The following is a 16,355-nucleotide window of genomic DNA, read 5'->3' as shown; positions in this document are numbered from 1 at the left end:
GCTAACATCCCGTTCCGGAGTCGACACGATACGGAGGTCGTCGATGCCCCGGCCCCTCGCGCGCTCCACCGCGGTCGCGCTGGCGACCCTCCTCGTCTCCGGCCTGCCGGCGGCCCCGGCGGCGGCCCGCGCGCCGTCCGGCTGCGCCACGCCGCCCGTGCCGGCCCGCCCGGTGGCCGAGCAGCCGTGGCCCCAGCAACGGTACGCGCCGGACCGGCTGGCCCCGCTCGCGACCGGCGCGGGCGTGGTGGTGGCGGTGGTCGACTCGGGGGTGGACCGGTCCCATCCGCAGCTCGCCGGCCGGGTGCTGGCCGGCACCGACTTCCTCGACCCGGGCGGGGACGGCACCCGCGACTGCGCCGGGCACGGCACCGGCGTGGCGAGCATCATCGCCGCCGCGCCACGGCCGGGTGTCGCGTTCCGGGGCCTCGCGCCGGGCGCGCGCATCCTGCCGGTACGCGTGAGCGAACAGCAGGTGGTCGACGGGCGGGAGTCGGGGCGTACGGTCGACGCGGCCGACTTCGCCCGGGCCGTCCGATGGGCCGTGGACCACGACGCCGACGTGCTCAACCTCTCGGTCGTGCTGTACGCGGACGACCCGGCGGTGCGCGCCGCGGTCGCCTACGCGGTGCGGCGGGACGTGGTGGTGGTGGCCGCCGCCGGCAACCTGCACGACAGCGGTGATCCCCGCCCCTTCCCGGCCGCGTACGACGGGGTGCTCGGCGTCGGCGCGATCGGGCGGGACGGGACGCGAGCCGCGTTCTCCCAGACCGGCCCGTACGTCGACCTGGTCGCCCCGGGCAGCGAGGTGTTGATGGCGGCGCCCCGGCAGGGCCGTCGTCGGGCGGAGGGCACCAGTTACGCCACGCCGTTCGTCGCCGGCACCGCCGCGTTGCTGCGGCAGTATCGCCCCGGGCTGCACGCGGCCGAGGTCGCCGGGCGGATCGTGGCCGGCGCCGACCCGGCACCGGGGCGGGGCGAGGGCTACGGCGCCGGGGTGCTCAACCCGTACCGCGCGGTGACCGAGTCGCCCGCCGGGGCGGACGCCCGGCCCGGGCGTGTTGCCGCGCTCCCGGCGGACCGGCCGGACCCGGCCACACTCGCCCGCCAGTCCCGCCGGGCCACGGCCCGGGACCGGGCGCTCCTGGTGGCCGGCGTGACAGGTGGCGCGGCGGCACTCGTGGCGCTGCTGGCCGTGGTGCTACCCCGGGGAACCCGCCGACGCTGGCACCCCGCCAACCCCACCTGACCCGACGACGGGGCGGCCCGGGTGCGGGCACCCGGGCCGCCCTGCCCGTCTCAGTGGAACAGGTTCGCGTTGCGCTTCTCGGTGTCGAGGTAGTCGGCCGCGGAGTCCTCCACCGCGAGCTTGATGTCGCGCAGCATCGCCTGCATGTCCTGCGAGGCAGCCCGCCAGCGGGACTGCCGCTGCTCGTACGCCTCGCGCGCCTCACCGTTCCAGCTCGCCACGAGCGGTGCCGCGTCCCGTTCGAGCTGCCCGAGCTGGCTTTCCAGGGTGGTCAGTGCCCGTTGGATGTCCGCGGCGGCCTGTTGCAGGGCGGCGAAGTTGACGACCAGCACACCGTGCTCCATGAGTTCGATCCTTCCGATGGTCTAGAGCGGCAGCTGGATGCCGCGGTTGGTGCCGGCCACCCGGCCGGCGGCCTCGGTGTCGGAGACGTCGTACTGGCGGCCGGCGGTGCGGATCGCGGTGGCGGTCTCGCGCAGGGCCCGTTGCAGGGTCGCCTGGTCCTGCGCCCACTGCTGCTTGACCTGTGCGAACGAGCGCCCGCCGGCGCCTCGCCAGGCTTGTTGCAGCACCTCCAGCTCGGCCATCAGGCCGCTGAGCATGGTCTGCAGCGACTGGTCGACCTGCTCGAACTTCGCGGCGGTCTGCTGCATCACCGCGGCTTCTGCCTGGGTCTGGGACATCCCGGACGTCACCTCGTCTCCTCGGTCGTGGCTGGCCACCCGAGGTGACCACCGTGGACTCGTCGGCGCGGCGCTCGCGGCCGCCGGAAGGGGGAGGGAGACGGCGGGCGCACGCGCAACGATTTTCGTCGCTGACGGTAGCGGCCCCAGTCCGGTTCTGCTACCCCCGGGGCCTCCCCTGTGGACAACGACGCCACTACGATGTGCCACGGCGGCGTCACCCGGCGGCCCGACGAGGAGGTGCGGTGACCGCGAGCACGACGGAGCGGCCCGCGCCCGCGCCGGCCCCACCCCCACAGTGGAGGCTCCGGCGGCTGCGCGCCGGACAGATCGTGACCACACAGGTCGCGGCCGCCGTCCTGCTGGCCGCCCTGGGGCGGGGCGTCGCGCCGACCGCCGTGGCGTTGTGCTGCGCGGCACTGCTGGTGCCCGCCGCGTGGGTCCGGTTCCGGGGCCGTTGGCTGCACGAGTGGCTCACCGTCGGCGCGGCGTACCTGAGCCGTCGCCGTGCCCTGCCGGCGGCGACCGGGCCCTCGGCGTTGCTGGACCTGGTCGTGCCGGGCACGGTGGTGCACGCCGCGGAGCTGGCCGGCGGTCCGGCCGCCGTGCTGCACGACGCCGCCGGGCTGACCGCGCTGCTGGAGCTCGGCGATCCGGACGACCTGCTCGGCGACCACCCGCAGACGCTCCCGGCCCCGCCCGACCTGCTCCCACCCGTCGGCCCGGAGAGTCCGCCGGTCCGGCTCCAGCTGGTCTTCTCGGCCTCCCCGGCCCCCGTGGCGCCCGTCGCGTCCGGGCCGGCCGGAACGTCCTACCGCCAGCTCACCGACGGCCGGGTGGCCGGGCGTACGCGGGTGGTGCTGGCCGTGCGGGTGCTGCGGGCCGACGGCTGGTCGGACGAGGAGCTGCTGCGGGCGCTCTCCGGGACGGTCCGGCGGATCGTCCGCCGGCTCGGTCCGCTGAGCGGCCGGCCGCTCGGCGCCCCGGCCGCCCTGCGGGTGGTCGACGAGCTGGCCCATCACGAGACCGGCGCCCCGGCCCGGGAGACCTGGCCGCTGCTCACCGTGGGCGGGCTGACCCAGGCCACCTGGCGGCTGCGTCGCTGGCCGGATCCGCGGGACGAGGCCGCCCGGGGGCTGGTGCCCCGGCTGCTGGCCGTGCCGGCCACCGCCACCACTGTCGCGCTCTGCGTCGGCCCCCGCGCCGACGCCGCGCCGACCCGGGCCGAGCTGACCGTCCGGGTGGCAGCCGGAAGCGCGGCGGAGTTGGCGGTCGCCGAACGGGCGCTCCGTCGGGCGGCCGGGGACGCGGGGGCGGAACTGCACCGCCTCGACGGCGAGCACCTCACCGGGTTGGCCGCCACCCTGCCGCTGGCGGTGACCGGGGGCGGTGTACCCCCAGCCGGGTCGCCGCCGGCCGCGCCGGACCTGCCGGTCGGCGGGTCCGGCCTGATGGTGGGCGCCAACCGGCGCGGCGGCCCGCTCACCGTCCGCCTGTTCCGCCCGGCGACGACCCGGGTGCTGCTCGTCGGCGGGGTGCCCGCCGCGCAGTTGCTGGTGCTGCGGGCGTTGGCGCTCGGTGCCCGGGTGGCGGTGCAGACCACCAGGCCGCGCGCCTGGGAGGCGTTCGCGCGCGGGGTCGGCGGGCCCGGCGACGGGGTGCCGCTGCTCCCCCCGGGGCGGCCGGTCGGCGGCGCGCCCGGCTCGCCGCTGCGGCCGCTGCTGCTGGTGGTCGACGCCGGCCCGGTGCCGCCGGAGGTCGGTCCGGCGGCGGCCTGGCAGTCGGTGCTGGTGGTTCGCGACGAGCTGACCCCGGCGGACGCGCCGGCGCTGGCCCGCGCCGACCTGGCCGTGCTCCAGCCGCTCGACCCGGCCGAGGCCGAGTTGGCCGGCACCGCGCTGGGGCTCGGCGGTTCCGCCGGCTGGCTCACCCGGATCCGCGACGACATGGTGGCGGTGGTCAACCGGCGGGCGCTGCGGTGGGCCCTGCTGTCACCGACCCCGGTCGAGTCGCAGTTGGTCGGTCGTCCGGCCCGCCGCTGAGGCGCAGGCGCTTCCGCCGGTGGAAGGGGCGTGGCACGATCCCGGCCATGGATTTCCTGAAGGGTCTTCTGATCCGGGTGGCGTCGACGGCGGTGGCGTTCTGGCTCGCCACGTTGCTCATCCCGGGCATCACGCTCGACTCCGGGTCCGCCACCGAGACGGTGACGACGCTGCTGCTCGTCGCGGTGATCTTCGGCGTGGTCAACGCGGTGCTCCAGCCGATCATCAAGACCGTGGGGTGCGGCTTCTACCTACTCACCCTCGGGCTGATCGCGCTTGTGGTGAACGGGCTGCTGTTCCTGCTCACGAGCTGGATCGCCGGGGAGGCCGGGCTGCCCTTCCACGTGGACGGGTTCTGGCCGGCGGCGGTGCTCGGCGCGCTTCTCGTCGGCATCGTCACCTGGATCCTGGGCGCGGTCCTCGACCGCGACTGAGACGTCCTCGCCACCCGCCCGGCACTGCGTCCGGGCGGGCAGGCCAGTGCGCGGGAATTGGCTGGCGAGCGGCCCCCGGAGCGGCACTAGCCTCGGCCGGGTGTTCACTCTGACCCGCGCCGACGGCTACCAGCTCAGCACCGACCCCGACCGGCTCGACCTGGGCCGCGTGCACACCTGGCTCGCCACGGACGCGTACTGGGCGCGGGGGCGGGATCGGGAGACGGTCGAGCGCGCGTTCGCCGGCTCGATCGGCTTCGGCGTCTACCGTCCCGGTGACGGCCGGCAGGTCGCGGTCGGCCGGGTGGTGACCGACCGGGCCACGTTCGCCTGGCTGTGCGACGTCTACGTGGACCGGGCCGAGCGGGGTCGCGGGCTGGGCACCTGGCTGACCGCGGGCGTCCGCGACCACATGGCCGAACTGGGCGTACGCCGGATCATGCTGGCCACCGTGGACGCGCACGGCGTGTACGGGAAACTGGGCTTCCAGCCGGTGGCAGCGGACCGGTACATGGAGCTGGACGAGCGGTGACGCCGGTCACCGGAAAGGACCAGCGGCCGGCTTCACCACTTACGGTGGAGCGGTGAACCAGCTCCGCCTCGGCTACCTGTACGGCATCGGCGCGTACCTGCTCTGGGGCTTCTTCCCGATCTACCTGAAACTGCTCCGGCCGGCCGGGCCGGTGGAGATCCTCGCGCACCGGATCATCTGGTCGGTGGTGTTCGTGGCGCTGCTGCTGGCCGCCATGCGCCACGTCGGCTTCCTGCGGGCGCTGGCCCGGCGGCCCCGCGCGCTGGCCGGGATCGCGTTCGCCGCCGCGCTGATCGCGGTGAACTGGGGCACCTACATCTACGGCGTGAACTCCGACCGGGTGGTGGAGACCGCGCTCGGCTACTTCATCAACCCGCTGGTGTCGGTGCTGCTCGGCGTGTTCGCGCTGCGGGAACGGCTGCGCCCGGCGCAGTGGGTGGCGCTCGGCGTCGGCGCGCTCGCGGTGGCGGTGCTCACCGTCGACTACGGTCGCCTGCCCTGGCTGGCGCTCACGCTCGCGTTCAGCTTCGCCGGGTACGGCCTGGTCAAGAAGCAGCTCGGGCTGCCCGCCGCCGAGGGGCTCTTCGTCGAGTCGGCGGTGCTGGCGCTGCCCGCCCTGGCGTACCTGGGCTGGCTCGCCACGCGCGGCGACTCGACGTTCGGGCACGTCTCCGCCGGACACACCGCGCTGCTGGTGCTGGCCGGCGCCGCCACCGCGATCCCGCTGCTGTTCTTCGCCGGCGCGGCCAACCGGCTGCCGCTGTCCACCGTCGGCATGTTGCAGTACCTGGCCCCGATCCTCCAGCTCGGCTGCGGCGTGCTGCTCTTCCACGAGCCGATGCCGCCGGCCCGCTTGGCCGGCTTCGCCCTGGTCTGGCTCGCCCTCGTCGTCTTCACCGTCGACGCCCTGAACCACACCCGCCAGGCCCGGCGCACCCGCGCCCCACTCCCCTCCCCCCTTCCGCGCTGATTCCCGGAAAGCGGGGCTGTGGGGCCCGAAACAGCCACGCTTTCCGTGAATCAGCGCGCAACAGACGGGGGCGTGGGTGGGTGGTCAGCGGAGGTCGTAGGCGAGGATGGGAGTCTCGTCGCCACGGAGGAGTTCCAGGCGGACCAGGTCACCCCTGGTGAAGCGGGTGACGCCGGAGAACCGCAGGTCGTCGCCGGGCGCGGCCAGCCAGGACCCGATCTGCTCGGTCGCGCCGTCCGGGCCGTGCGCCACCAGCCGGAACGTGTACGCCTCGCGGTGCCCGGCCCGCCTGTCGTAGCCGCAGTGCATGGTGACCTCGGTGCCCCACGGCGTCTCGGTCAGCCCCACCTCGGCGTGCACCGGCGCGGTCCCGGCGACCGGCCGCATCGAGGTGAGCGCCACCGGCCGGGGAGCCGGCTCGGCCGGCGGCCGGACCAGCGTCACGCCCACGCCGGCCAGCACCGCGAGCACGGCGGCGGCGAGCGCTGTCGACGCGTACCGTCGTCGGGCGCGGGACCGGTCGCGGCGCTTGCGCGCCCGCGCGGCGTCGAGCAGCGCGGGCAGCCGTGAGGTCTCCGGGCCGACCTCCAGGAACTGCTCCAACCCGGCCGGGTCGAGCCGACCCAGCAGACCGGGCAGCACGGCGATCTCGGCCACCGCCTCCCGGCACTGCGCGCACCCGCCGAGGTGCCGCTCGTAGGCGGCGCGGTCGGCCGGGGCGAGGGCGCCCAGCACGTACGCGCCGTCGTCGTGCGCGAACTCGCAGCGGGTCATCCGGTCACCCCCATCTCGGCCAGCGCCAACCGTAGTGAGCGCAGCGCGTAGTGGGTGCGCGACTTCACCGTGCCCGGCGGTACGCCCAGCCGGGCCGCCGCCTCCGCCACCGACCGGCCCTGGTAGAAGCATTCGACGAGCACCTCGCGGTGGGTCGGGCTGAGGCGGTTGAGCGCCTCGGCCACCGTCCACGCCTCCACCGCGCGCTCCGTCTCGTCGACCGTCTCCGCGGTTTCCGGCAGCTCGTCGGTGTAGACCTCGCCCACCCGGGCGGAGCGGCGACGCCAGGCGTCGATGGCCAGGTTCCGGGCGGTGGTGAAGAGCCAGGCGCGGACCGAGCCACGCCGTGGGTCCAGCGACTCCGGGTGCCGCCAGGCCCGCAGCAGCGTCTCCTGCACCAGGTCCTCGGCGCGCGGCCGGTCGCCGTTGACCAGTCGCAGGGCGTGCGCGAACAGCGCGTCGGCGTGCTCGTCGTGCAGCGCGCGCAGCAGTTGGGCGTCGTGGTCGCTGATGGCGGTACCTCGCTTCCGGCGGCGGGGAGACCGGCGATGCGTTCGCCCGTCCGGGCGGGCGCGTTCGTCCTTCCATACGTGCCGGGCCGCCGAACGGTTCAGCCGCAGGTCACGCCGGAGCTGTTCACCTCCGGTTCAGGTTCGGGCCGACGCGCGCTCACCACGTGCTGGCACCGTCCGGCAGGTACGCGTCCGGGCCGACCGCCCGGCACGCCGTCCGACGTCCGACCAGGAGGCTCCACCCCATGAGCGAACGTCCTCGCCTGCTCCCGCTGCTGGGTGGCACCCGCCACGGCAGCCGCGACGCGATGACCTGTCTGTACCGGTGCGGCAACGCCTGCGACCACCCGGTGCCCAACTCGTCCGACAACCCGTACTTCGGGGACCTGGTCGACGCCGAGGTCTCCCGCCGTGGCGTGGTCCGGGCCGGCGCGGTCGGCGCGCTGGTGCTCGGCTTCGGTGGGGCCGCCGCGGGCGCGCTCGCCGGCGCGGCGCCGGCCGCCGCCGCGCCGGCCACCCCGACCGCCCCGGGCACGGACGAGGCTCTCGCCGCGTCCGCCCGCCCGGGCAGCGGCGCGCTGTCGTTCAAGCCGATCCCGCCGAACAAGCTGGACACGCTCGTGGTGCCGAACGGGTACGACCACGCCGTCGTCATCAAGTGGGGCGACGAGGTGGTGCCCGGCGCGCCCGCGTTCGACGTGCGTCAGCAGAGCGCCGCCGCCCAGGCCAAGCAGTTCGGCTACAACAACGACTTCGTCGGCGTGCTGCCGATCGACCGTAGGCGCGCGCTGCTCGTGGTCAACCACGAGTACACCAACGAGGACCTCATGTTCCCGGGCTTCACCAGCCAGGACGCGCTGACCGTGGAGCAGGTGCGGGTGGCGATGGCCGCGCACGGCATGTCCGTGGTGGAGCTGGAGCGGGTCACGGACACCGGCCAGTGGCGGCCGGTACGCCGGGGCCGGCGCGAGTACAACCGTCGGGTCACGGCGCTGGCCACGACGTTCGAGCTGACCGGCCCGGCCGCCGGGTCGGCGTGGCTGCGGACCGCCGCCGACCCGAAGGGCCGCACGGTCGTCGGCACGCTGAACAACTGCGCCGGCGGCGTCACCCCGTGGGGCACCGTGCTCTCCGGCGAGGAGAACTTCAACCAGTACTTCGTCGGCGGCGACGGCGCGCCGGAGGAGCTGAAGCCGAAGCTGGCCCGCTACGGCATCCCGACCGACGCGCGCTACCCGAGCGGCAGCCGCAAGTGGGACCGGGCCGACGAGCGGTTCGACCTGGCGAAGCACCCGAACGAGGCGCACCGGTTCGGTTGGGTCGTCGAAATCGACCCGTTCGACCCGCAGGCCCGTCCGCGCAAGCACACCGCGCTGGGCCGGGTGAAGCACGAGGGCGCGAACGTCATCGTGGCCCGCAACGGGCACGTGGTCGCGTACATGGGCGACGACGAGCGCTTCGACTACCTCTACAAGTTCGTGTCGGACAAGAAGTTCCTGCCGGGCAATTCCTGGGTGGCCCGCAAGCACAACCTGACGCTGCTGGAGTCGGGCACGCTCTACGTGGCCGCGCTGACCGGCGACAGCCCGGCCGGAGAGATCGACGGCAGCGGCACGCTCCCCGCCGACGGCGGCTTCGGCGGCCGGGGCCGATGGATCAAGCTGGTCAGCGGCAACCGCTCGTACGTGGACGGGATGACCGCCGCCGACGTGCTGACGTTCACCCGGCTGGCCGGCGACAAGGTCGGCGCGACCAAGATGGACCGTCCCGAGGACGTCGAGCCGAGCCTGCTCACCGGCAAGGTCTACGTGGCGTTGACCAACAACAGCGACCGGGGCAAGGTCGGCAAGGCGCCGGCCGACGAGGCGAACCCGCGTAACGCCAACAAGCACGGGCAGATCCTGGAGCTGGTCGAGGAGCGCGGCGACAACACCGCCGAGACGTTCACCTGGTCGCTGCCGATCGTCTGCGGTGACCCGACCGACGCCTCGACGTACTTCGCCGGGTACGACAAGACGAAGGTGTCGCCGATCTCCTGCCCGGACAACGTCGCGTTCGACGCCACCGGCAACCTCTGGATCTCGACCGACGGCAACGCGCTGGGCGGCAACGACGGCCTGTTCGCCACCGCCGTCGAGGGCCCGGAGCGCGGCCACCTGAAGCAGTTCCTCACCGTGCCGCTCGGCGCGGAGACCTGCGGCCCGTTCATCACCCGGGACAACCGGTCGGTGTTCGTGGCCGTGCAGCACCCGGGTGAAATCTCCGGCGCGTCCGTGGAGAACCCGGCCTCCACCTGGCCGGACGGTGACTTCGCCAAGCCCGGCGTGGTGGTCACCTGGCGCCTCGACGGGGGCCCGGTCGGCAGCTGAGCCAACCTCTGGGCGGTCCGGCGCTGGACCGCCCGCTGGAGGGCCACCATCCGGCCGGGATGGTGGCCCTTTCAGTTCTCGGTGGCGATCCCGTCGGCGATCGCCCGCGCGGCGGTGAGCAGTTTCGCCCGCACCACCCGTGCCGAGGTCATCATCTCGCTGGCCGGCAACGCGCAGGCCAGCACCACCCGCCGCTCGATGTCCTTGTCCGGGGCGACGAGCACCGCGGCGCACGCCACGCCCTGCCGGAACTGGCCCAGTTCCAACTGCATGCCGCGCCGGTCGCCGGCGGCCAGGTCGGCCTCGAACGCCTCGACCGTGGTGAGGGTGGCGGTGGTGAACGGCCGCATGCCGTACTCCCGCAGGTAGCGGAAGCGCTGCTCGGCGGTGAGCGTGGCGAGCAGGCTCTTGCCGAGCGCGGTGGCGTGCGCGCCCTCGGCGAAGCCCGGCACCAGATCCTCCAGGTACGGCGAGCGCGGCCCCTCGGCACACGCGGTCACCGCCACCTGCCCGCCGACGAAACGGCCGAGGTAGTGGCTCCAGCCGGTCTCCGCGGCGGCCCGGCGCAACGCCTCGCCGACCGCGGGCGGGCCCCGGAACGCGGTGACCAGCTCACGGTAGCGGTCGGCGATCTCCAGCCCGACGATGTACGTCCCGTCCTCGCGCCGAATCACGTAGCCCTCGTACGCGAGCGTGCGCACCAGATGGTAGGTGGTGGCCACTGTCAGTTCGCAGCGGCGGGCGATCTGCTTCACGGTGAGGCCCTTCGGCGCACGGCCGACCGACTCGAGCACTCGAAGCGCGCGGGAGACGCTGCGGATCAGGTCCGAAGGCTCCGCCAGAGGGTCGCGCACAACCACCTCCGCCGCCGGGGCTTACACCATATGAAAAAAGGTCCGGGTGCGAAATGCCTGTTCGGGTCGAGGATGTCAGATCACCGGGCACAGAACGTGCATCGACAGACACGATCAGCAGCGAAAACGCGGTCGGCGTAGGTTGACCGACAATGATTGAAACTATTTCGCGAACCGGTCGGCCAACGGCCGGGCGACCGGTCCGGGTCGGTGCCGGCGCCACCGTCACCACGATCGCCTGCGTCCTGCCGGTCTTCCTGGTCGGCGGCCTCGCCGTGCAGCTCGGCGACGAGTTGGGCTTCAGTCCGGCCGGGCTGGGCCTGGCCGTCTCGGTCTACTTCGGTATCAGCGCCCTCGCCTCGGTGCCGTCCGGCGCCCTGGTCGAGCGGTACGGGCCGGCGCCGGTGGCCCGCGTCGCCATCGTGCTCTCCGCCGGCTCGCTGCTGGCCGTGGCCGGCCTCGCCCGGTCGTACCCCACGCTGGTGGCGCTGCTCGCGCTCAGCGCCGCCGGCAACGCGCTCGGCCAGCTCGCCAGCAACGCCGCGCTGGCCGAGCACGTGCCCACCCACCGGCAGGGGCTCTCCTTCGGCGTGAAGCAGGCCGCCATCCCGCTCTCCACGCTGCTGGCCGGCGCGGCGGTCCCCACCGTCGCGCTGACCGCCGGCTGGCGCTGGGCGTTCGTGGCGGCAGCCGGGGCAGCGTTGGCCGCGCTGCCAGCCGTACCCCGGTCCGGTCGGGACCGGCGTACCCGGTCCGCCTCCACCGCCCGGGGCGGCGGCCGGGCCGCGCTGGTGGTGGTCGGGCTGGCCGCGACGCTCGCGGCCGGCGCGGCGAACGCGCTGGGCACGTTCCTGGTCGACTCGTCGGCCGCGCGAGGGCTCTCCCCCGGCCTGGCCGGCCTGACGCTCACCCTGGGCAGCGCGGTGTGCGTGTCCGCCCGCGTCGGCGTGGGGTGGCTGGCCGACCGGCGGGCCGGCGGGCACGTCGGCGTCGTCGCCGCGCTGCTGGTGACCGGCTCGGTGGGGCTGGTCCTGCTCTCCGTGGCCGGCCCGGTGCCGCTGGTCGCCGGCGTGGTGCTCGGCTTCGGGCTCGGCTGGGCCTGGCCGGGGCTGCTGACCTTCGCGGTGGTCCGGCTCCACCCGCGGGCCCCGGCCGCCGCCACCTCGATCACCCAGACCGGCGTGTACGCGGGCGGCTGCCTGGGCCCGCTCGGTCTCGGCGCACTGGCCGGCACGGCCGGCTATCCGGTGATGTGGCTGACCGCGGCCGGCGCCATGCTCCTCGCGGCCCTGCTCATGCTCCTCGGCGCCCGCCTGCTGTCCCGCCCCGCCTGAGCCCGTCCGTCCCGACACACCCCGCCCTGCCGGCGCGCCGCACCCTTCCGCTGTTCCGCTGTTCCGCCGGGCCACCGGGCCACCGGGCCACCGGGCCACCGGGCCACCGGGCCACCGGGCCACCGGGCCACCGGGCCACCGGGCCACCGGGCCACCGGGCCATACTGCCTCGGACGGCTATGACCAGGGGTCATATTTATGACCGTGTGGTATATGACTCCGCTGCGAACTTGTCCCCGGCGCAGATCACGCTCGGTAACGGCCGGTAACGGCACCGAGCGTCCGCGGTCCGGACGCATCGGGGTAATCGACCGCCTGACGACCGGAGCGGGTCAGCTGGTGCGGTCGGCGATGTAGTCGCAGAGGGATTCGAGGGCGCGGCGGGCCGGGCCCTCCGGGAGCGGAGCCAGGTGGGCGCGGGCATCCTCGGCATAGCTGCGCACCGTCTCCCGGGCACGCTTGAGCGCCGGGGACTCACGGAGCAGCGTGAGCGCCTCGGCGTGCAGCGCGTCGTCGACGAGCGGGCCGGTGGCCAGGATCTCCCGCAGCCGGACGCTGGCCGCGTCCGAGTCGTCGCCGGCGAGCGCGTAGAGCACCGGCAGGGTGGGCACGCCCTCGCGCAGGTCGGTGCCGGGCGTCTTGCCGGACTGCACCGACTCGCTGGCGATGTCCAGCAGGTCGTCGGAGAGTTGGAACGCGACGCCGATGACCTCGCCGTACCCGGCCAGGGCCTCGATGTGCGCGGCGGACGCGCCACCGAACATGCCGCCGAAGCGGGCCGAGGTGGCGATCAGCGAACCGGTCTTCTCAGCGATCACATGCAGGTAGTGCGCGACCGGGTCGGTGCCGCGCGGGCCGACCGTCTCGGCGATCTGACCGTGCACCAGGCGGGCGAACGTGCGCGCCTGCAACCGGACCGCCTCCGGGCCCAGGTCGGCCGCGATGTCCGCGGCCCGCGCGAAGAGGAAGTCGCCGACCAGGATGGCCACCGAGTTGCTCCAGCGGGAGTTGGCGCTCGGCGCGCCCCGCCGCACGGCCGCCTCGTCCATCACGTCGTCGTGGTAGAGCGTGGCCAAATGGGTGAGTTCCATCACCACCGCGGCCGGGACCACCTGGGCGGCCTCCGGATCGCCGAACTGGGCGCCCAACGCCACCAGCAGCGGCCGGAACCGCTTGCCGCCGGCCTCCATGAGGTGCCGGGCCGCGTCGGCCACCAGCGGGTCCGCGCTGGCCACGCCGGACCACAGTTGTGCCTCGACCCGGTCGAGGACGCCCAGCACGGACGCTTCGACGCGCGGGTCGGCGAGGTGCAGGCCGAGCGCGCCGAACTGACCTGAACGCTCGCCAGCCGGGTTCACCACGTCTTCAACCATGCCACACCCGTTCGACCTGCTCGGTGAGGGGGATACGGACCGGGGGCCGGTACGCCACGGCGTACCGGCCCCCGGGTGGAACCACTTCCGTCATCGGACGAATTCGGCGGCACCGGTGGTCAGGTCCAGCAGGGGCCCGGGGACCACACCGAGGACGAGCGTGGCGAGCACGCCGATCATCAGGGCGGCCGAGGTGAGCGCGCCCGGCACGGTCACCGTCGGAGTCGCCTCGCCCGGCTCCGACAGCCACATCATCACCACGACCCGCAGGTACGGGAAGGCCAGCACCATGCTGGTCAGCACGCCGGCGATCACCAGCCAGGCCTGGTCGGCCTCCAGCGCCGGGCCGAAGACCGCGAACTTGCTGGTGAAGCCGCTGGTGAGCGGGATGCCGGCGAACGCCAGCAGGATGAACGTGAAGATCGCCGCGAAGAACGGCGAGCGGCGGCCCAGCCCGGCCCAGCGGGACAGGTGGGTGGCCTCGCCGTCCGCGTCCCGCACCAGCGTCACCACGGCGAACGCGGCGAGCACCGAGAAGCCGTACGCGGCCAGGTAGAACATCGTGCCCGACAGCCCCTCCTTGCTGGGGGCCAGCACACCCACCAGCAGGTAACCGGCGTTCGCGATCGACGAGTACGCCAACAGGCGCTTGATGTCCGTCTGGGTGACCGCCAGCACGGCGCCGACCAGCATGGTCAGCACCGCCACCACACCGATCACCGGCGTGAAGTCCCAGGAGGCCCCGGCGAACGCGACGTGGAACACCCGCAGCAGCGCACCGAACGCGGCGACCTTCGTGCAGGCCGCCATGAAGCCGGTCACCGGCGTCGGCGCGCCCTGGTAGACGTCCGGCGTCCAGACGTGGAACGGCGCGGCGGCGGCCTTGAAGAGCAGACCGATGGCGAGCAGCGCCATGCCGGCGAAGAGCAGCACCTGGCTGGACGAGGACTCGCCGACCGCGGCGTGCACGGTGGCGAAGTCGACACCGGCGCCCCGGCCCGGGATGCCCGACGTGAAGCCGTAGATCAGGGCCACACCGAACAGGAAGAACGCCGAGGCGTACGCGCCGAGCAGGAAGTACTTCATCGCCGCCTCCTGGCTCAGCAGCCGCCGGCGGCGGGCCAGCGCGCAGAGCAGGTAGAGCGGCAGCGAGAAGACCTCGAGCGAGATGAACATGGTCAGCAGGTCGTTCGCCGCCACGAAGATCAGCATGCCGCCGATCGCGAACGAGATCAGCGGGTAGACCTCGGTGGCCCCGCCGACGCCGTCGGCCTGCTTCCGGTCCTCGGGCGACTCGGCGGTGACCGCCGCGTGCGCCACGAAGGCGCCGCCCCGCTCCACCGTGCGCTCGCCGACCAGCAGCAGCGCCATCACGGCCAGCACCAGGATGGCGCCCTGGAGGAAGAGCGTCGGCCCGTCCACCGCGATCGCACCGCCGGCGGTGACCAGCCGGGCGTCGGACTTCACGATCACCATGGTGATCGCGGCCAGCGCCGCCACCAGGGCGAGCGCGAGCTGCACCGCGTTGCGCAGCCGGCGCGGCACGAACGCCTCGACCAGGACGCCCAGCAGGGCGGCGCCCAACATGATCAGGATGGGAGCGAGCGCCGCGTAGTCGATCGACGGCAGCTTCAGTTCACTCACTTTGAAGCCTCCTGGACGCTGCCGACCTCAGGGGCGGGATCGGACTTGCCGACGTCCTGCATGGTCGCCTGGACGGCGGGGTTGATGACATCGGTGACCGGCTTGGGATAGAAGCCGAGCAGCACGATCAGCGCGATCAACGGCGCGACGACGACCTTCTCGCGCAGGCTGAGGTCCCGACGCATGCCCTCGACCTCGGTCAGCGCCGGGTTCAGCGTGCCCTGGGTGGTGCGCTGCACCATCCACAGCACGTACGCCGCCGCCAGGATGATGCCGAGCGTGGCGATCACCGCGACCGGCTTGTTGACGGTGAACGTGCCGATCAGCACCAGGAACTCGGAGACGAACGGCGCGGTGCCGGGCAGCGCCAGCGACGCCAGACCGGCGAAGAAGAGCACGCCGGCCAGCACCGGCACCAGCTTGCCCGCGCCGCCGAAGTCGCTGATCAGCGCCGAGCCACGCCGGGCGATCAGCATGCCGACCACCAGGAAGAGCAGGCCGGTGGCGAGACCGTGGTTGAGCATGTAGAGCACCGCGCCGGTGCCGGCCTGGGTGGTGAACGCGAAGATGCCCACCCCGATGAAGCCGAAGTGCGCGATCGAGGTGTACGACACCAGCCGCTTCAGGTCGTTCTGCCCGACCGCCAGCAGCGCCGCGTAGATGATGCCGATCACGCCGAGCGCCAGCGCGTACGGCGCGAACCAGCGGGACGCCTCCGGGAACAGCGGGAGGCAGTAGCGCAGGATGCCGAACGTGCCGACCTTGTCCAGCACACCGACCAGCAGCGCCGCCGCACCGGCCGGCGCGGCGCCACCGGCGTCCGGCAGCCAGGTGTGGAACGGGAAGAACGGCGCCTTGATCGCGAACGCGAGGAAGAAGCCGAGGAACAGCCAGCGGGCGGTGTTGGTGGCGAACTCGGCCTGGCTCAACGCCTGCCAGTCGAACGTCTTCCCGCCGACCACCCAGAGACCGATCACCGCGGCCAGCATGAACAGGCCGCCGACCAGCGAGTAGAGGAAGAACTTCACCGCCGCGTACTGCCGCTGGTGGCCGCCGTAGCTGCCGATCAGGAAGTACATCGGGACGAGCATGACCTCGAAGAACACGTAGAACAGGAAGACGTCGGCGGCGGCGAAGACGCCGATCATCGTGCACTCGAGGACGAGCAGCAGCGCGAAGTAGACAGGAACCGAACGCTTCGACTGCTCGGCGTCGTGCCACGACGCCAGGATCACCAGCGGCACCAGGATCGCGATCAGCATCAGCATGACCAGCGCGATGCCGTCCACCTCGAAGGTGAACCGCACCCCCCAGTTCGGGATCCACGCGTACGACTCGCGGAACTGGAACCGGTCACCGTCGGCGGAGAAGGCGAACCACATCACCACCGACAGCACCAGCACCAACAGCGACCAGCCGAACGCCACCAGCTTGGCCAGGTCCGGCCGCCGACGTGGCAGCAGCGCCACCACCAGCGCGCCGACCAGCGGCGCCACGGTCAGCACCGAGAGGAACGGGAAGTTGGACATTATTCGGCCTTACCTCCGTCGTGACTGCGTGGCCCGCCGGCGGGGGCGGCCGCGTT

At 73.6% G+C, this 16,355-nt stretch carries 15 protein-coding genes; 7 read left to right on the top strand and 8 right to left on the bottom strand.

What is annotated here, in order from left to right; all coding sequences use genetic code 11:
• The first annotated feature begins 43 nt into the window (after positions 1–43).
• On the top strand, positions 44–1,249 hold the full coding sequence (gene mycP, locus C8054_RS00670; protein ID WP_107154694.1) for a type VII secretion-associated serine protease mycosin: 1,206 nt from the start codon (positions 44–46) through the stop codon (positions 1,247–1,249).
• A 50-nt stretch (positions 1,250–1,299) separates the two neighbouring features.
• Here the strand turns inward: mycP and C8054_RS00665 are convergent, their stop codons facing one another.
• On the bottom strand, positions 1,300–1,593 hold the full coding sequence (locus C8054_RS00665) for a WXG100 family type VII secretion target (RefSeq protein WP_107154693.1): 294 nt from the start codon (positions 1,591–1,593) through the stop codon (positions 1,300–1,302).
• 21 nt (positions 1,594–1,614) lie between these two features.
• Positions 1,615–1,932 (bottom strand): WXG100 family type VII secretion target, encoded by a 318-nt coding sequence (locus C8054_RS00660; RefSeq protein WP_107154692.1) that lies wholly within the window; start codon positions 1,930–1,932, stop codon positions 1,615–1,617.
• A gap of 245 nt (positions 1,933–2,177) precedes the next feature.
• Between C8054_RS00660 and eccE the strand changes: the two genes are divergently transcribed.
• From eccE to rarD, 4 genes are all read left to right on the top strand, one after another.
• Positions 2,178–3,974, top strand: a complete 1,797-nt coding sequence (eccE, locus tag C8054_RS00655; protein WP_107154691.1) for a type VII secretion protein EccE — start codon at positions 2,178–2,180, stop codon at positions 3,972–3,974.
• A 47-nt stretch (positions 3,975–4,021) separates the two neighbouring features.
• Positions 4,022–4,408: a phage holin family protein gene (locus tag C8054_RS00650; protein ID WP_107154690.1), complete on the top strand. Its 387-nt coding sequence runs from the start codon at positions 4,022–4,024 to the stop codon at positions 4,406–4,408.
• Between the two features lie 100 nt (positions 4,409–4,508).
• Positions 4,509–4,940: a GNAT family N-acetyltransferase gene (locus tag C8054_RS00645; RefSeq protein ID WP_107154689.1), complete on the top strand. Its 432-nt coding sequence runs from the start codon at positions 4,509–4,511 to the stop codon at positions 4,938–4,940.
• A gap of 52 nt (positions 4,941–4,992) precedes the next feature.
• Positions 4,993–5,910 (top strand): EamA family transporter RarD, encoded by a 918-nt coding sequence (rarD, locus tag C8054_RS00640; RefSeq protein ID WP_107154688.1) that lies wholly within the window; start codon positions 4,993–4,995, stop codon positions 5,908–5,910.
• Positions 5,911–5,994: 84 nt separating this feature from the next.
• Here rarD and C8054_RS00635 read toward each other — a convergent pair whose 3' ends face one another.
• Positions 5,995–6,684 carry an anti-sigma factor gene (locus C8054_RS00635; RefSeq protein ID WP_107154687.1) on the bottom strand — a complete coding sequence of 230 codons (690 nt, stop codon included), beginning with the start codon at positions 6,682–6,684 and terminating at the stop codon, positions 5,995–5,997.
• On the bottom strand, positions 6,681–7,196 hold the full coding sequence (locus tag C8054_RS00630; protein ID WP_107154686.1) for a sigma-70 family RNA polymerase sigma factor: 516 nt from the start codon (positions 7,194–7,196) through the stop codon (positions 6,681–6,683). Before C8054_RS00630 ends, C8054_RS00635 begins: the two co-directional genes overlap by 4 nt.
• 245 nt (positions 7,197–7,441) lie before the next feature.
• Between C8054_RS00630 and C8054_RS00625 the strand changes: the two genes are divergently transcribed.
• Positions 7,442–9,565 (top strand): PhoX family phosphatase, encoded by a 2,124-nt coding sequence (locus tag C8054_RS00625; RefSeq protein WP_107154685.1) that lies wholly within the window; start codon positions 7,442–7,444, stop codon positions 9,563–9,565.
• A 71-nt stretch (positions 9,566–9,636) separates the two neighbouring features.
• Here the strand turns inward: C8054_RS00625 and C8054_RS00620 are convergent, their stop codons facing one another.
• Complete coding sequence (locus C8054_RS00620) at positions 9,637–10,419, bottom strand: IclR family transcriptional regulator (protein WP_107154684.1); 783 nt, start codon at positions 10,417–10,419, stop codon at positions 9,637–9,639.
• Positions 10,420–10,571: 152 nt separating this feature from the next.
• Here C8054_RS00620 and C8054_RS00615 point away from each other — a divergent pair, with 152 nt between their 5' ends.
• Entirely contained in the window at positions 10,572–11,753 is a 1,182-nt protein-coding gene (locus C8054_RS00615; RefSeq protein WP_107154683.1) for an MFS transporter, read from the top strand.
• Positions 11,754–12,085: 332 nt separating this feature from the next.
• Here the strand turns inward: C8054_RS00615 and C8054_RS00605 are convergent, their stop codons facing one another.
• From C8054_RS00605 to C8054_RS00595, 3 genes are all read right to left on the bottom strand, one after another.
• Positions 12,086–13,126, bottom strand: coding sequence for a polyprenyl synthetase family protein (locus tag C8054_RS00605; protein WP_107154682.1), 1,041 nt, complete (start codon positions 13,124–13,126; stop codon positions 12,086–12,088).
• 90 nt (positions 13,127–13,216) lie between these two features.
• Entirely contained in the window at positions 13,217–14,770 is a 1,554-nt protein-coding gene (gene nuoN, locus C8054_RS00600; protein ID WP_107154681.1) for an NADH-quinone oxidoreductase subunit NuoN, read from the bottom strand.
• Complete coding sequence (locus C8054_RS00595; RefSeq protein ID WP_107154680.1) at positions 14,767–16,299, bottom strand: NADH-quinone oxidoreductase subunit M; 1,533 nt, start codon at positions 16,297–16,299, stop codon at positions 14,767–14,769. The genes nuoN and C8054_RS00595 overlap by 4 nt, the downstream gene beginning before the upstream one ends.
• Positions 16,300–16,355 lie beyond the last annotated feature (56 nt).

This window comes from Micromonospora sp. RP3T (assembly GCF_003027925.1).
Classification (GTDB): domain Bacteria; phylum Actinomycetota; class Actinomycetes; order Mycobacteriales; family Micromonosporaceae; genus Micromonospora.
Note: the sequence above shows the minus strand (reverse complement) of the source record. Positions and strands in the feature narration are given on the sequence as shown.

Excerpts from the sequence above, each read along its gene's own strand:
- mycP (WP_107154694.1), top strand. The coding sequence starts at position 44 with ATGCCCCGGCCCCTCGCGCGCTCCACCGCGGTCGCGCTGGCGACCCTC.
- C8054_RS00665 (WP_107154693.1), bottom strand. The coding sequence starts at position 1,593 with ATGGAGCACGGTGTGCTGGTCGTCAACTTCGCCGCCCTGCAACAGGCC.
- C8054_RS00660 (WP_107154692.1), bottom strand. The coding sequence starts at position 1,932 with ATGTCCCAGACCCAGGCAGAAGCCGCGGTGATGCAGCAGACCGCCGCG.
- C8054_RS00650 (WP_107154690.1), top strand. The coding sequence starts at position 4,022 with ATGGATTTCCTGAAGGGTCTTCTGATCCGGGTGGCGTCGACGGCGGTG.
- C8054_RS00635 (WP_107154687.1), bottom strand. The coding sequence starts at position 6,684 with ATGACCCGCTGCGAGTTCGCGCACGACGACGGCGCGTACGTGCTGGGC.
- C8054_RS00625 (WP_107154685.1), top strand. The coding sequence starts at position 7,442 with ATGAGCGAACGTCCTCGCCTGCTCCCGCTGCTGGGTGGCACCCGCCAC.
- C8054_RS00615 (WP_107154683.1), top strand. The coding sequence starts at position 10,572 with ATGATTGAAACTATTTCGCGAACCGGTCGGCCAACGGCCGGGCGACCG.
- C8054_RS00605 (WP_107154682.1), bottom strand. The coding sequence starts at position 13,126 with ATGGTTGAAGACGTGGTGAACCCGGCTGGCGAGCGTTCAGGTCAGTTC.
- C8054_RS00595 (WP_107154680.1), bottom strand. The coding sequence starts at position 16,299 with ATGTCCAACTTCCCGTTCCTCTCGGTGCTGACCGTGGCGCCGCTGGTC.